This window comes from Saccharicrinis aurantiacus (assembly GCF_947489045.1).
GTDB classification, from domain to species: domain Bacteria; phylum Bacteroidota; class Bacteroidia; order Bacteroidales; family Marinilabiliaceae; genus Saccharicrinis; species Saccharicrinis aurantiacus.
Map to the genome: position 1 here is coordinate 269,332 of NZ_CANLCN010000003.1, position 16,617 is coordinate 285,948.

13 protein-coding genes are annotated in these 16,617 nt (G+C 32.8%); 3 read left to right on the forward strand and 10 right to left on the reverse strand.

The features are described 5' to 3' along the window. Positions 1–114: 114 nt before the first annotated feature. Complete coding sequence (locus QMO11_RS05925) at positions 115–2,649, reverse strand: ATP-dependent Clp protease ATP-binding subunit (RefSeq protein WP_282036469.1); 2,535 nt, start codon at positions 2,647–2,649, stop codon at positions 115–117. Between the two features lie 413 nt (positions 2,650–3,062). Here QMO11_RS05925 and gyrA point away from each other — a divergent pair, with 413 nt between their 5' ends. Both gyrA and QMO11_RS05935 read left to right on the forward strand, forming a co-directional pair. After that, positions 3,063–5,585, forward strand: a complete 2,523-nt coding sequence (gene gyrA, locus QMO11_RS05930) for a DNA gyrase subunit A (protein WP_282036470.1) — start codon at positions 3,063–3,065, stop codon at positions 5,583–5,585. Positions 5,586–5,675: 90 nt separating this feature from the next. Further along, positions 5,676–6,839 (forward strand): tetratricopeptide repeat protein, encoded by a 1,164-nt coding sequence (locus tag QMO11_RS05935; protein WP_282036471.1) that lies wholly within the window; start codon positions 5,676–5,678, stop codon positions 6,837–6,839. 93 nt (positions 6,840–6,932) lie between these two features. On the opposite strand, the gene QMO11_RS05940 is transcribed toward QMO11_RS05935, so the two are convergent. The 6 genes from QMO11_RS05940 to QMO11_RS05965 all read right to left on the reverse strand — a co-directional run bounded on the left by QMO11_RS05940 (position 6,933) and on the right by QMO11_RS05965 (position 11,526). Further along, entirely contained in the window at positions 6,933–7,412 is a 480-nt protein-coding gene (locus tag QMO11_RS05940; protein WP_282036472.1) for a globin domain-containing protein, read from the reverse strand. 75 nt (positions 7,413–7,487) lie between these two features. Beyond that, positions 7,488–8,807: a serine hydrolase domain-containing protein gene (locus QMO11_RS05945; protein ID WP_282036473.1), complete on the reverse strand. Its 1,320-nt coding sequence runs from the start codon at positions 8,805–8,807 to the stop codon at positions 7,488–7,490. Positions 8,808–8,879: 72 nt separating this feature from the next. Next, positions 8,880–9,470: a thioredoxin family protein gene (locus tag QMO11_RS05950; protein WP_282036474.1), complete on the reverse strand. Its 591-nt coding sequence runs from the start codon at positions 9,468–9,470 to the stop codon at positions 8,880–8,882. Positions 9,471–9,511: 41 nt separating this feature from the next. Further along, positions 9,512–10,000 (reverse strand): TlpA family protein disulfide reductase, encoded by a 489-nt coding sequence (locus tag QMO11_RS05955; RefSeq protein ID WP_282036475.1) that lies wholly within the window; start codon positions 9,998–10,000, stop codon positions 9,512–9,514. Positions 10,001–10,065: 65 nt separating this feature from the next. Further along, on the reverse strand, positions 10,066–11,217 hold the full coding sequence (locus QMO11_RS05960) for a lipoprotein N-acyltransferase Lnb domain-containing protein (RefSeq protein ID WP_282036476.1): 1,152 nt from the start codon (positions 11,215–11,217) through the stop codon (positions 10,066–10,068). A gap of 39 nt (positions 11,218–11,256) precedes the next feature. Then, positions 11,257–11,526 carry a hypothetical protein gene (locus tag QMO11_RS05965; RefSeq protein ID WP_139314825.1) on the reverse strand — a complete coding sequence of 90 codons (270 nt, stop codon included), beginning with the start codon at positions 11,524–11,526 and terminating at the stop codon, positions 11,257–11,259. A 286-nt stretch (positions 11,527–11,812) separates the two neighbouring features. Here QMO11_RS05965 and QMO11_RS05970 point away from each other — a divergent pair, with 286 nt between their 5' ends. Continuing rightward, positions 11,813–12,991 carry a hypothetical protein gene (locus QMO11_RS05970; protein ID WP_282036477.1) on the forward strand — a complete coding sequence of 393 codons (1,179 nt, stop codon included), beginning with the start codon at positions 11,813–11,815 and terminating at the stop codon, positions 12,989–12,991. Between the two features lie 278 nt (positions 12,992–13,269). Here the strand turns inward: QMO11_RS05970 and QMO11_RS05975 are convergent, their stop codons facing one another. From QMO11_RS05975 to QMO11_RS05985, 3 genes are all read right to left on the reverse strand, one after another. Further along, a complete protein-coding gene (locus QMO11_RS05975; protein WP_282036478.1) occupies positions 13,270–14,745 on the reverse strand; it encodes a transglycosylase SLT domain-containing protein in 1,476 nt (491 codons plus the stop codon). Positions 14,746–14,833: 88 nt separating this feature from the next. Next, on the reverse strand, positions 14,834–15,745 hold the full coding sequence (locus tag QMO11_RS05980) for a dihydroorotate dehydrogenase (protein ID WP_282036479.1): 912 nt from the start codon (positions 15,743–15,745) through the stop codon (positions 14,834–14,836). Continuing rightward, positions 15,739–16,512, reverse strand: coding sequence for a dihydroorotate dehydrogenase electron transfer subunit (locus tag QMO11_RS05985; RefSeq protein WP_075602417.1), 774 nt, complete (start codon positions 16,510–16,512; stop codon positions 15,739–15,741). The genes QMO11_RS05980 and QMO11_RS05985 overlap by 7 nt, the downstream gene beginning before the upstream one ends. Between the last annotated feature and the right edge of the window lie 105 nt (positions 16,513–16,617).

The following is a 16,617-nucleotide window of genomic DNA, read 5'->3' on the forward strand; positions in this document are numbered from 1 at the left end:
ACTAAATAATTTAGTTTGCAAATAAATGTATGATAAAATTTTTTGGTTTTTTTGTAATAAAATAACCCCAAGCTTACAAAGGCTTGGGGTTTAGTATTCTAAGAATAGACCTAGTTATTCTTTTTTCTCTTCTTTATTTACAAGTTTCTTTGCTTTTTTAATCTCACTAAAAATTTTCTCTTCCTTATCATTAAAATCGACCTTAATAATATCTCCTTCAGATATACTCGCCTGAATGATTACTTCAGCCATTTCATCTTCAAGATACTTCTGAATCGCTCTTTTTAATGGGCGCGCACCAAAATTACTGTCATATCCTTTTGAAGCAATGTAATCTTTGGCTTTATCTGTAAGTTTTAGTGTGTAACCAAGAGCTTCAACTCTAGAATAAAGACCCTTTAATTCAATATCAATAATTTTATGAATATCATTTTTATCTAAAGTGTTGAATACAACAACATCATCAATTCTGTTTATAAACTCAGGGGCAAAAGCTTTTTTAAGCGCTTTCTGAATTACATGACGTGCATGGTCAGAATCTGATTCTCTAGACGCAGATTGAAATCCAACTCCTCGTCCAAAATCTTTTAATTCACGACTTCCAATATTTGAAGTCATAATAATAATGGTATTCTTAAAATCTACTTTTCTACCTAAGCTATCGGTGAGTCTACCTTCATCTAAAACCTGGAGTAACAAATTAAATACATCTGGGTGAGCTTTCTCAATTTCATCTAAAAGAATAACTGAATAGGGTCTTCTACGTACCTTCTCTGTTAACTGTCCACCTTCTTCATAGCCTACATATCCAGGAGGGGCTCCAACAAGCCTTGAAACCGCAAATTTCTCCATATACTCACTCATATCAATTCTAATGAGAGCATCAGTAGAATCAAATAAGTATTTTGCCAAAATTTTAGCTAGGTGCGTTTTTCCAACGCCTGTTGGTCCAAGAAATACAAATGATCCAATTGGTCTATTAGGATCCTTTAATCCAGCTCTATTGCGCTGTATAGCCTTCACAATTTTAACAATAGCTTCTTCCTGACCAATAACTTTCCCTTTCAATTGATCACCCATCTTAAGTAATCGGAAACCTTCAGCTTGTGCAACCCTCTGAACAGGTATGCCAGTCATCATGGCTACAACTTCAGCAACCTTTTCAACATCAACAGTTTCTTTGTGTTGTTGTAATTCTTTCTCCCACTTTTCTTTTGCAGAATCTAAATCTTCAGAAAATGTTTTTTCTTTATCTCTAAAGCTTGCCGCTAATTCAAAATTTTGTGCTTTAACCGCTTTAATTTTATTTTCTTTTGTTTCTTCAATCTGTTCCTCAAGTTTTAAGATGGTTTCAGGAACTACAATATTAGAAATATGTACACGCGATCCTGCTTCATCCAAAGCATCAATTGCTTTATCTGGTAAATGACGATCGGTAATGTAGCGTTCTGTAAGCTTAGCACAAGCTTCTACTGCCTCAGGTGTAAACTCAACATTATGATGATCTTCGTACTTTTCTTTTATATTATTTAAAATCTCAATAGTTTCATCAATGGATGTTGGTTCAACCATAACTTTTTGGAAGCGACGCTCTAAAGCTCCGTCTTTCTCAATGTGTTGACGATACTCATCAAGGGTTGTTGCTCCAATACATTGAATCTCACCACGCGCTAAGGCAGGTTTCAGCATGTTTGCAGCATCAAGAGATCCTGTAGCACCACCCGCACCAACAATAGTATGGATTTCATCAATAAACAGAATAATATTCGGATTACGACTGAGTTCATTCAGAATCGCCTTCATTCGTTCCTCAAATTGTCCTCTATACTTTGTACCTGCAACAATTGAAGCTAAATCGAGTGTAATAACACGTTTATCAAATAGCACTCGAGATACTTTTTTCTCGTGAATACGAATGGCAAGTCCTTCTGCTATTGCAGATTTACCAACTCCAGGTTCTCCAATTAAAATTGGGTTATTCTTCTTACGTCGACTTAAAATTTGAGCCAATCGCTCAATTTCTTGCTCTCGACCAACAATTGGATCTAGTTTGTTTTCTTCAGCAGCTTGAGTCATGTCAATGCCAAAGTTATCTAACACAGGAGTGTCTGAGCCTTTTGATCCGCTTGATGCTCTAGGGTTATCGCCGCCACCTGCACTTCCTCCTGCAAATGGACTATCTTGATCATCATCTTCGGGTAAATCGGCCTTAGCCATCGGCTTGTTATTATTCATCAAACCGTGTACTCTTTCATAATTAATATTCTCTTTTGTCATAAGTTCTGGGATATATCCATGGTTATCTTTTAATAAAGCTAATAACAAGTGTCCGGTATTTATGTTTTCGCTTTGTAAAATACGTGCCTCAAGAAAAACTAACCGGAGTATTCTCTCTGTGGACTTTAAAAGTGGTATATGATCTTTGTGTTTAAGAGGTTCGTTTTCTCTTAATTTATCCTCAATTTTTATTTTTAGTTCTGTTAAATCAATATTAAGCTCTTTTAATAGCTTATAAGCATTTCCTTTTGTATCTAAAATTATTCCTAATAATAGATGTTCAGGCGCTATATATGGGTTTCCCATGCGTATTGCTTCAGCTTTTGAATTGCTTAATACATCATTTATTTGTGGTGAAAAATTTAAATTCATTAAAATATATCAAATTAAATATGTCAGAAAAAATGTACATCTTCTTTAATTTTCGAAGATATACGATTATATAACAGGTTAAACCATATTAAAGTTTGATGAGTGTATATTCTTACACAAAAAAAATGATCAATTATAAATCAAATAAATACAAACTTTATTTTTCATTTTATACTTTAAAAATAGTTTCATTTGGATGTAGGTTTATGAATAAAAACTTGAATATATTTATTCTTTAGTAGAAAATCAAAAATATCAGTAAAAATGCGCATTTCAGAGCGTTAAATGATCCTTAATAAAATATGAAAAAAGTCTTTATTGTTAGCATTATTAATGCTAAATTAGGCGGTCGAAAAAACAGACTTATTAGGTCTGTTTTATTTGTTTATTCTAATTCAAAATTTAAAATATAAATGGCTGAAGGAGAGAAAATAATTAAAATAAATATTGAGGAAGAAATGAAGTCTGCCTACATCGATTATTCGATGTCGGTAATTGTTTCAAGAGCACTTCCTGATGTTAGGGACGGTTTTAAGCCCGTTCACAGGCGTGTGCTATTCGGGATGAGTGAACTAGGAGTTACAGCCTCAAAGCCATATAAAAAGTCTGCTAGAATTGTTGGAGAAGTACTAGGTAAGTATCACCCGCATGGTGATTCATCAGTATATTTCGCAATGGTTCGTATGGCCCAAGATTGGTCTTTACGTTATCCATTGGTTGATGGACAGGGTAACTTTGGTTCTGTTGATGGAGATAGTCCTGCAGCAATGCGTTATACCGAGGCACGCTTAAACAAAATTGCTGAAGAAACTTTAGTTGATATCGACAAAAGAACTGTTGATTTTCAGTTAAACTTTGATGATTCGCTTAAGGAGCCAACCGTATTACCAACACGTATTCCTAATTTATTAGTAAACGGAGCTTCAGGTATTGCTGTGGGTATGGCAACAAACATGCCACCACATAACTTAACCGAAATTATTAACGCTACAGTTGCGTACATTGAGAATCCAGAAATTGATATTGATGGATTATGTGAATATGTAAAAGCACCTGATTTCCCTACGGGAGGTATTATATATGGTTACAAAGGTGTAAGAGATGCTTTTGAAACGGGTAGGGGAAAAGTAGTTGTAAGAGCTAAGGCTGAGGTTGAAACAGATAGTAACGGAAGAGAAAAAATTGTTATTTCTGAAATACCTTACTTAGTAAATAAAGCTGAATTAATTATTAAGATTGCCGATTTAGTTAACGATAAAAAAATCGAAGGCATAAGCAATGTTAATGATGAATCAGATAGACGCGGAATGCGTATTGTAGTTGATTTAAAGCGCGATGCAATTGCAAATGTAGTTTTAAATAACCTATATAAATTTACTGCACTTCAATCATCATTTAGTGTTAACAATATTGCTTTAGTAAAAGGTCGTCCGGAGTTATTGAACTTAAAGGGCATGATCAGTAATTTTGTTGAGCACAGACATGATGTTGTAGTTCGTAGAACGCAATACGAGTTAGAACAAGCTGAAAAAAGAGCCCATATCTTAGAAGGACTTATTATCGCAAGTGATAATATAGATGAAGTAATTAAAATTATTAGAGCAGCCTCAAATCCTGAAGAGGCTCGTAATAACTTAATTGAGCGCTTTAAACTTTCTGATATTCAGGCACGAGCAATTGTTGAAATGCGTTTAAGACAATTAACTGGTCTTGAGCAAGATAAATTGCGTAACGAATTTGATGAGTTGGTTAAGGAAATTGCTCATTTAAAAGATATTTTATCTAACGAGAGTCTTCGTATGGAGATTATTACTGAAGAGTTAGTTGAAATTAAGGCAAAATATGGTGATGAGCGTAAAACTGAAATCGTTTATTCATCAGAAGAATTTAATCCTGAAGATTTTTATGCTGATGATGAAATGATCATTACTATTTCTCATTTAGGATACATTAAACGTACGCCACTTGCTGAATTCAGAACGCAAAGTAGAGGAGGAGTTGGTTCTAAAGGAAGTACAACACGTGATCAAGATTTTATTGAGCATATCTATCCTGCTACAATGCACAATACAATGCTCTTCTTTACCAAGAAAGGACGTTGTTTCTGGCTTAAAGTATATGAGATTCCTGAGGGAGCCAAAAGTACTAAAGGTAGAGCCATCCAAAATTTATTAAATATTGAGGGCGACGATCAAGTAAAAGCATTCATTAAGGTTAAGAAACTTAACGAAGAAGATTACGTAAATAGCAACTACATTGTGATGGGTACCAAAAAAGGTATTATTAAAAAATCACTACTTGCTGATTATTCACGCCCTCGTGTAAATGGCGTGAATGCGATTACAATTAAGGAGGATGATGAGTTAATCCAAGCAAGATTAACGAATGGAGAAACCGAAATTTTAATGGCTACAAGATCAGGTAGAGCTATTCGATTTAACGAAACAAACATCAGAACTATTGGTAGAACAGGTCAAGGTGTTAGGGGTATAAGTATTGATACAGAGGTAGATGAAGTAGTTGGTATGATTTGTGTAAATAATATCCAAGAAGAAGATGCTCTTGTGGTATCTGAAAATGGATTTGGAAAACGTTCGAAAATAGAAGATTATAGAATTACCAATAGAGGTGGTAAAGGGGTTAAAACCATGAAAATCACTGAAAAAACTGGAGCTCTTATTTCTATCAAGAATGTTACTGATGAACATGATTTGATGATTATTAATAAATCAGGTATCACTATTCGTCTAGCAATGTCTGAATTAAGAACAATGGGACGTGCTACACAAGGAGTTAAAGTGATAAATCTTAAAAAGACAGATCAAATTGCTTCTGTTGCAAGAGTTCCTGCTTATAAAGAGGAAGTAGTAACAGAAACAGAAGAAGATCAAGTTGAAGGCAGCGAAGGTACTCCTGAAATACCAACAGAAGAATAATAAAAACAGATTCTATAAATAAATCATAACACACAACAGGGCTGAATAGATTAAATCAGCCCTGTTAATCTAAAATTAAAAAGTAATACGATGAAGAAAATTAGTTTATTTCTAACACTGGCGCTTTCTGTATCAGCAGTATTTGCCCAAAAAGGAAAAGTAACTAGTGCCGAAACATTAATGGCCAGTGGCGACATTATGAAGGCAAAAGAAGCTATTGATCAAGCCGTAGCAAGTGAGAAAAGTAACACTTGGCCAAAGACTTATATCATGGCAGCTAAAGTTTATAGTGAACTTGATAAAAAAGGTAAAGATGATCAAGGGACTATTAAAGCATTTGAGTTTTATAAGAAAGCTATAGAACTAGATGAAAAAGGTGATGCTAAAGGAAAGAAAGTTGGTAAATATAAGAAAGAGATTGGACAGTCTTTACTATTTTTCTCAGGAGAACTAACTAACGATGGTGTTGATGCATTCAATAAGGAGAACTTTAAAGATGCTGTAACTGCGTTTGAAGATCTATTAGCCATTAACTCACATCCTTATATGATTGAATTACAAGGGGAGAAAGTTGATACATCAATCATTTTTAATACTGCTTTAGCTGCTTATAACGGCGAAATGTGGGAGGAAGCTGAAAAGTATTTTAATCAATCTGTTGATTACAAATATGGAGGTGGAGATGCTATCTTATTATTACAACAAGTACACACCGCAACTGGTGATTCAGCAAAAATGGGTCCTAACTTAATTAAAGGTTTTGAAACTTACCCTGAGGATGATAGAATTTTAACTTCTTTGATTAATTTCTATTTAGAAAGCAATCAGAATGATAAAGCTTTAAATTACCTTAACAAAGCAATTGAAGGAGATAAAGATAATCCATCATTTTATTACGCTAGAGGAGTTTTAAATGATAATAGCGGTGAGTTCGAAGCTGCATTAGCTGATTATAATAAGTGTTTAGAGATTGATACTGAGTATTTTAATGCATTGTATAATATTGGCGTAATGTATTTTAACAAAGGTGTTGAAGAAATGAACTTAGCTAATGAAGAAACTGACTTTAAAAAGTTTGAAGCAAAAAAAGAAGCTGCTGAAGGAACTTTCAAAGAGTCATTACCATTTTTTGAACGTGCATTATCTGTTAAACCTGAAGAGGTTGCTGTGTTAGAGAGTTTAAAAACACTTTACTACAGATTTGAAATGAATGATAAATACAAAGAGGTTAATGATAAATTAAAGTCTTTATAATATAAAAGAAAACCGAGGTTTATATTGCCTCGGTTTCTTTTAATACATTCTATTTAACATAATATAAACTATAGGACAAATATAATAATTGTACTATTTTAATGAAAATCCTAATTTGAATTTAGGTTCTTCAGGTGTATTAACCATCCAATTAGAGAATTCATCTAACCAATTCCACAAATCCATTATTAGGTTCTCAGGAACATCATTAACCTGAGATAAAACTTGTCTGTAGCAATCTAACCAAACTTTACGACCACTTGGCTTAATTTTAAAAGGCAAATGCCTATTAGCAAGCATTGGATTACCTCGTGTCATTTTATAATACTCAGGACCTCCAAAACGTTGAATGAAAAAGTCTGCAGATCGTTTCTTGGCACCATCTAATTCTTCATCACTCGTTGGAAATATATCTTTTATTTCACTCTTTACTAGCAGATCATAATGGCTACCAATAATCTTTCTAAATCCATCTTCTCCTAAGTAATTATACAATTCAACATTTGGTTTAAATGTAGTTCGTCTTTCTCCAAATGGAATTTCGCTTATTTTAAATTTATCTATATTTATCATTTCTATTTAACCTAATTAAGAACATGTGAGTTTAATATTCGTTAAACACTCCATATTTATTATTGTTTTGAGATATTAGAAAATTATATCTTCAGTATTATTGGTGTTTAGTTTCAAATTATACAAATCATATTCAGGCCATGTTTTTACTGATTTTAACGATTTGTCCATCATCTTTTTAATGTCATTCGCAAACTCTGGTCCTTTCCATGAACTTGAATTAAAGATTATAGCAAACGAAATTCCATTATCATACCTAACAATTAATGCTGAACTACCAGCTAAAGTTCCGGTTCTGTACCAATATGCTTTTCGTATACCTCTCCAACCCAACGGACTATCACCTAAATTTTCAATTTCGGTCATCTGCCTAATGCTTTCAAATGATAATATATCATCTGGGTGTTCAAAACCATCAATTGCAGAAACTAGTTTTAATATGTCTGTTGATGAAGCTATCCAACCGCCTGCAGCACCTAGTGTTCTAATATCGTTTCCACCGTAACTACGCAGTGCTTGCTTATCTCGTTCAAGATGATCAGGTACTAAGTATGGTTCATCTGGTTCATAATATTTAACCTCCAAATCATATCTTTCCCATAAATAGCTTCCTCCAATCTTCATATCAAATATCTCTAATGGATATAAGATTTCAGTCTTCACATAGTTCTCATAGCTAGTTCCTGATGCTTTTTCAATAATTTTCTCGAGTATTGCATAACCGAAATTGCTATATGATGATAGTGTTCCTGGAGGATAATGTAAACGTTTCTTAAGCATGAAGCGTATTATATCTTCTCCAGTAATTGGATATGAGAACTCCGGTTGATTTGCGACAGCTCTATGGATAAACATAGGATCTCCCCACCTGTTGGTCCAACCACTAGTATGATTTAGTAAATCTCTAACTGTAATTTGCTCAACTTTTTTATCTCTATAATTGAGATAAATCGAGTCATTTAAAATACCATTACTACCAAATGCAGTACTCGATAATGAAATTTTATTGGTTTCACACAACTTCATAATAGCTGTTGCAGTAACAAGCTTAGATACACTCGCTATCCGGAATATGTTATATGGCTGAACGGCAATATCTAATTCTTTATCAGCACTTCCATATCCCTTAGCAAATTTGAGTGCTCCATTCTTAGTAATTGCTAATGATGCACCTGCCAGGTTATTTCGTTTAATAAACCGTTCAACATTTTTATCAATGTGTCTAAACTCGGGTCTTTCAGATAAAGTATTGTTAATGTGATTCGAGGAGTTTTGAACCGTTGGTGGAATGAAATCAATATCAAAAGCGTTATTCCAACTGAACAGAATTACATTGAGTGTAGTGATTAGTGTAATTACAATTAACGATATAAATATTTTTCTTAGGAATGTCATTAAAAAAGTGCATTTTACACAAAAATAGCAAAATGCACTTTAGTTTAAAACAAACCTAAATATTATATGGCCTTAATAAGGCTTAATACTACATCCTATTGCTTTTGTTACACTAGGATTTACTTTATCTCCCTTTTTTATTGCCTGAATAGCATTCTCTAAGTATTTTTCTTTTACCTCTTTGGGTGCCCTTGCATTATCATCAATTGCTCCAATGTAAACTACTTCGAAAGAATTATTCTTTTTTTCTAGCAGATAAACATGTGGTGTTTTACTGGCTCCATATTTTTTATAAATACCTTTATCATCAACTAAATATGGAAATGTAAATCCTTTATCTTTTGCTCTAATAATCATATTTTCATATGAGTCTTCTTCATAATCTTTAGGATTATTAGAGTTTATGGCTATTAGCGGAAATCCTTCTTTTTCATATTTCGTATTTAACGAAACAATCCTATCCTCATATAACTTAGAGTATGGACAATGGTTACAGGTAAAGACTATAATCACACCTTTTTGCGATTTATAATCTGTTAGACTTACTATTTTGCCATCAATATTTTTTAAAGTGAAATTTGGAGCCTGTTCACCTATTTTAGTTTGAGCTTGTGAAACAAGGCTAATACACATGATAACGATAACGCTTAATATATTTTTCATAACAACTCTTGAATTTATTAATTTTCAGTTTGAATTTTATATTATTGTTTTGATATTGACTTACTTAACAAGTCATCTATAATTTTAGGATTAACTTGTCCTTCGTGAAAGACTTCTTGCTTATTATGGTAAATCCAACAAGCAGGAATAGCACCAGACCAACTCTTATCAACCTTAGGTATCCACTCATTAGGATTTCCTTCGTCAAGAATTAGTACTTCACTTTGTACGTAGTTTTCTTTAATAAAAGGGATTAACCGACTTTCTAATTGGCTTTTGAAATCTAAACTAACCAAAAGAACCTTAACAGGAATCCCTTTAAAACTGGATTGAATGTTCTCAATTAATGGCATTTCTTCAACACAAGGTTTGCACCATGTTGCCCAAAAATTAACAAAGAATATGGTATCATTGCTATTTTCGAAACGAGCCTTAAGTTGGTTGATATTGACACTCTTAACATTAGTTTGCTGAGAGTAACTATTTACTAGAAATAGAGAAAGAAAAATAATTAAAATTAGATGCTTCATATTGCTATTTGTTATAGCATTAAAACAAAGCAACTATCTTAATGTTTATGCAGATTAAATTAAAATTACGAACATCTTTTATAAATAAAGCCTGTTCGTAACAAAAGTAAGATAGCAAAAGGTAAAGTTGCTTGAGGGAAGCTCTGTGGTAAAAAGTACCACCCAAGTACAAAAATAGATAAACTGATCAACTGATACTTTATACATAGCTTTCCAAAAGGCTTACGTTTGCTAACAAAAGGAATGAGTACTGCAAATGGCACTGCCCAAAGAACATTCAAATTATTTTGCGGAACTTGATGGTCTGTTATAAACCACATATAACTTAAGAATATACCTATAAATCCTGATATTATAAAAAGCATATTATCGAACCATAATAAACTAAAGTTGTATTTTATAGAAAGCAAAGATAAAACGACTCCCAAAGCCAATAATAACCAAAACAGTATGGCTGGTGTAATAGGCAATTGAGGTGATTTTGGAGTATCACTAAAATCAAGAAGTACAATTTCTTCTGAAACAGCTTTGCTGCCATTAACCAAAGTTGCATCCTCTAAAGCCAATAATAAGAAATTAGGCAAGTAGGTTGATTCTTCAATACTTGCAATGTCATCTGCCGGAAGACCTAGTAATAAATTTAAACCTGTTTCAACCCATGGAGAATTAATTAGATAAGTATGCAGATGTTCTCTAAATGTTAGTTCTGAATTAGCAGAATTATTTAATATTAATCCACCTTCAATATTATTGTTAATAATATCATATATGCGGGTTGCACAATTATCAAAAAAGAAATCATATTTATAATTTCTATTTTCAGGTTGATAGTTTAAAATAAGTGCATCGTAAATCGCTTGCCTATCCTTTATATTTAAATTTAAGACTTGTTCTGTAACTGTTCTATTCTCATGAAAATAAGAAGGAAGAAAATACTTAAACCTACTAGCACTAAGCATATAATTCAGCTTCCCATTTGCAAATTTCAGATAAAAATTAGGCGTATCGAAATCAAAAGTCCCGTAATTGAAGGTTAAATCAATATTATTGATACTATCTTTAACTCTTAAGGCACTATGTCCGAATGCTGAATATAATTCTTCTCCTGAGTCACAAGTTAATACTGAAATTTTAGAGTTGGATGAAAGCTTTAATGGCTTAGACCATGAGTATTGGCAAATAACAATTGAAATAATGAGTAAGGTAATTCGAGACATGTTTTCTTATTTTGCCTCAAATATAATGGTTTTACCTAGTCAATCAAACATATTAATAATCGACCCTTTTAATGATGAAGATATTATTCTCATTTGATGCTTTAAATAAAAGAACGGCATAATGATAACTGTTAAAATAACAATTAGAAAGGTTCTTTCTCTGAAAAATCGTTTCACTCGAGAAGTGAAGGGAGTCGTCTTTTTCGCAACTTTTGCAGTAGTTTTTTGAGCCTTTGTAAATGTATCTTTTATTTTTACATTTTCTGATGAGTCGGTCCAGTATAAATCTGAATCCTCAAAAAACCTCATAAACCAATCTATTAATTTGTTACACCAATGAATTAGCATAATAGAAAAACTTAATTTTACTGAAGCCATAACTTAAGAATATTTTATTTATAATTGTTGTACTACAAAAGTAATGGCAATACCGTTCTAATTGATAGTGATTTAAGTAATTTAAGCTATAATAAAGCTTTACTTAACTGCTTAAGTATTGAAATTTTAACTTAAATATCACTTAATAACTAGCGAAATTTTGCTTAAATTTGTAGGGACTCAGCTTAAATATGACATCTTATTTGCTTAATTATTGATGCCAAACGCGAAAACACCATATAATTTATTTCAGGCTACTTTTAACCATATTGTAAAATTGGTTGATGGTATAGAGCGTATTATAGGTATTTATAATCAGCAAGAAGCAGAGAATGTTATTGAAGGAATTGGTTTAAAACTATTAAATAATAGACTGGTAGAATATACTTTGAATATTGATAGTGAGACTGCCCAAAAGTTAATATTGCTTCAAAAGGAGAATAATGTATCTAAATGGGTTGATCGAAAATCTATTCCTTTTGAACAGACCGATATTTCTACTTTCCAAAAAAATATATTTGATGAGTACAAGCATTTAATACTTTTGTTAAAAATACCGCAAAGCCACGTTGAAACGCGAGGTTTAATTTTTATTTACTTTAAAGATGATATTAGCCATTTTGGAGTTCATCATACAAAGGAAGTTCTGAATACGCAAAACAAGTCTATTATAGCAAGTTTAATATCTGGATCTGTATTTTCATTTATAGACGATTTTAACCGAAATAATAAACTATTCTCTGATTTTGCTCAAAAAAGTAAAGCAATTATTACCAAACAGCATATTGAAAATAAGATACTTAAAGAGGATCATAATAATAATGATTTCGTTGTATCATGGGCACATCAATATTTAGCAGAATTTTCTAATTCTGACGGAGTTAATTATGTTTACAATAAGGAGTGTATCGAGTTTATTCAGAATTACAAAGGACCATTTTTACCATTACAAAAAGCAATTGCTGGAGCTGTAGAGTATACAAAATTATTATTTACATACGTAAATACAGATAGTATTGAAATAGAATTATCATACTTACAATTGGAAACGGAAGAATCAAGAAGCCTTGTTACAAATGTATACGGCGAGGATCAGATTAAAATAGAGCAATTATCACCTCGTTTATTAAAAACAAAAGCCTTCTTAGATAAGCTAGAAGAAACAGCTACTTGGGTATATGAAGAAGGTATCAGTTTGACCAGTTCTAATGTTGGTAAGTCGATGGAACGCCCTATTACTGCAGCTGCCATTTCCGATTTCTTAAGTAAGAATAAGGAACGAATTAATATTCTGATTAAGGAATTCCCTAATGACTGGGCTTTTATTAAGGAGAATTTCAGGCCAGTTATTAATGTAACCTCCAAAAAAGATATCCACTTGAGGAATTTGGGGTAATAGTATGTTTAGTATTGTAACTACTACGTTCGTTACATATGTATAGATATAAAAGATTATCACCATTACATATGTAACTCACTTTTCAGAGTCCTATTTCTTTTATAATTTAGATTTGTAAATCATTCTCTTATTCGTTTAGGAACCCTAAACTAGCATAGATCACTCAATAGGTTCTCAATCATTCTTACTTTGAAGAAACTCAAATCAATAAAAAAAGCCACACCTGATACTTATTTATATCAGATGTGGTTTTCTTTCTTACTATATCGATAGGCTTACTCTCTAATAAACACTTTATAGTGTTCATATCTCTCAAATATTTGCCTTACATAAGTATAAGGTTCTAAACCACTAGTATAGCCATGTTTAACAGACTCATCATTATAGTTCTTAGGATATCGCAGAGCAAGTATCATTTCTTCAACATTTTCATCCCATTTGTATGGATCTAAATGCTTTTTTAAGGCTAACCTTTGCGCATCTGCTACATGCCCATATCCACAATTATATGATGCCAATGCTAGCTTTATCCTTTGTAAGGTGTCCGGAACATCTTCAAACTGTCCCATTAAATATTTTAAATACCTTACACCTCCGTTTAAACTTTGCTTAGGATCATTTCGGTTCTTAACTCCCAATTCTTTAGCTGTTAAAGGCATAATCTGCATCAAGCCTGAAGCGCCAGCCCATGAAACTGCGTGCGGATCGAATCGAGACTCTTGATATACTTGCGACATTAATAATCGCCAATCCCAATTTAGCTGTTCTGCTTCTTTTTTTACTAAATCATCATATTTACTTATCTGATTGTTTTTTAAACTATAAAAATCACTATTCACTCTCTTTCTAAAGTCTTTTTTATTCTTATAGTACTTATTGTAGGTAACATAGTAATCTGTTTCCTTCTTATATTGAATTAGCCACTCGTTGATTTTAGAAAGCAATACTGGCGAATTTTTTCGTGTTGCCCATGCCATATTTTGAGTGGTACTAATTTTAATTTCTGTATTTAAAATAGGATAATACGAGGCTAGTAAACTTGCAATATTATTATCAGCAACAGTATATTTTAATTTACCTTCAGCAACCAATTCTATAATTTCTTCGGTAGTCATTTCTCCAGGAACCTCGTCGATGATAATTTTACCACCCATTTCATCAGATAAATTTAATAATCTGTCGTGGTAAGAAGAGTTGGCTCTAACACTCACTTTTTTGCCAATTAACTCAATAGGATCGTGCAATAATGAGTCTTCAATAACTTTCCAATGCAAGGCATACCATTTTTCGGGCATTTTTTGCACCAAAACTTGATGACTTGAAAATAAAGGTTTTGTAAAGCTTACAAGGTTATTACGTTTGCGTGTTTGAGCAATGGTGTGTGCCACTAAATCTCCATCGCCACGATTAAGGTAAATAAACATACTATCAATATCCTTGATAATATGTAAATCTATTTCAAGCTTCATATCATCAGCAAACTTCTTCAAGAGTTCAAACTCGAAACCCATTGTTCTTCCCTTATAAAGAAAGTAACTAGTTCCACTATAAGTGGTTAGTACTTTTAATTTACCATCTTTTATAATTTCTTCCCAATCCTTTTCTATAGGAGTTAAGCGCGCTCGTAAGCTATCTAAATGCTTATACTTTTTGTTGATTTCTTCTGAAGTAGTTTTTTGAGAAGGTGCTTGATTACAGGATGAATAAGCTATTAAAGCAATAAAGAGTGCAAATAGTAAATATGGTTTCATATATTATATTTAGGTTAAACATATTAACGTTTAGAGCCAAAAAAAGGGCACTAAATGCCCTTTCAATATATGTAAAAATATGTAAAATCTATACGTGCATGCCACCAATTAGCTCATTAACATCATTAATCTTATGACGTTCCATATAATCCTTAATTCCATCAAGTATTTTAATAGTCATTGTTGGGTCAACGAAATTTCCTGTACCTACCTGAATTGCTGTTGCTCCTGCTAACATAAACTCAATAGCATCGGTAGCATTCATAATGCCCCCCATACCAATTACAGGTACTTTAACAGCATTATATACTTGCCAAACCATGCGAAGCGCAACAGGTTTAACAGCTGGGCCTGACAGACCACCAGTTATAGTAGATAAAAGTGGTTTACGTTTTTCTGCGTCAATGGCCATTCCTAATAAGGTATTTATCAGAGAAACAGAATCAGCACCAGCACCTTCAACACCTTTTGCAATCTCAGTTACATCTGTAACATTAGGAGAAAGTTTCACCATCATGTGCTTTTTGTAAACTTTACGAACTGCCTCTGTAACAGCTATTGCCGATGGACAATGCACCCCAAAGGACATTCCACCTTCTTTAACATTAGGACAAGAAATATTTAATTCAATCCCGGGTATATGGTCAAGTTCATTAATTCTTTCCGCAGTTGCTACATAGTCCTCTATTGTAGATCCAGATACATTTACAAAGATACCTGTATCGTAGTGTTTAATTCGAGGATATATATTACTTGCAAAGTGTTCTACACCCTTATTTTGAAGTCCAACAGCATTTAACATACCTGAAGGTGTTTCGGCCATTCTAGGATAAGGATTACCCTCTCTGTGCTCTCTCGTAGTACCTTTAACTACAATACCTCCTAAAGCGTCAATATCAATAAAATCTTCATATTCTTCTCCGAATCCGAAGGTTCCAGAAGCGGTCATTACAGGGTTTTTTAAAGTATACCCATTTATATCTACAGCTAAGTTTACCATCCTTTTAATTCTTTAGTGTTAAACACTGGACCTTCAGTACAAGTACATTTATTACCTCCTAAAGTATCTACTACACAACATAAACAAGCTCCAAAACCACAAGCCATCATATTTTCTAACGAAACCTCGCAATCAACACCGGCTTCCTTCGCTTTTGCTGCAACAGCACGCATCATTGGATCAGGGCCACAGGTATATACCATGTCCATATCTGCTAATTGCTCATTTAATAGGCTATGGTCAGTAACAAAACCTTTAATTCCTTGAGAACCATCCTCTGTAGTAACACCTACCTCGTTAATTTTTAGATATTCATCCAGATCCATTAAAATTTCACTATTTCTAGCACCTAATAGGAAATAAGGCGTAACTCCCTTGGCTTTAAGTTCTCTACCAAGTATAAGCATTGGTGCAACACCAACACCACCACCAACAAGAACGGCTTTTTTGATACCTTCCGTAGTAAAGCTATTACCTAAAGGATATATCATATCCAAATCATCTCCAGGTTGAAGTTTAGCCATTAATTGAGTTCCTTCGCCAACTTCTTGTATTAAAAGGATAATTTCATTTTTGTCATGGTCAACTTCATGTATCGAAATTGGTCTTCTAAGAAAAGTATTTGGCCCATTCTCAACCTTAATTTCTACAAATTGACCAGGAAGGATTTCTGGAAGTTTATTTTCACTAGCGACGTGAAGTATCATATACTCCGCATTTATACGTCTGTTTTGAGTGACTTTAAATAACTCAACGTGTTTCTTCATCTGTTATTCAGCTTGTTACATTGTAAATAAACAGCCTTTTACATATGTAAACAAACGTACATATCTAAAAAACTTTGCAAATATAAGCAAATTGATCAGATGTAA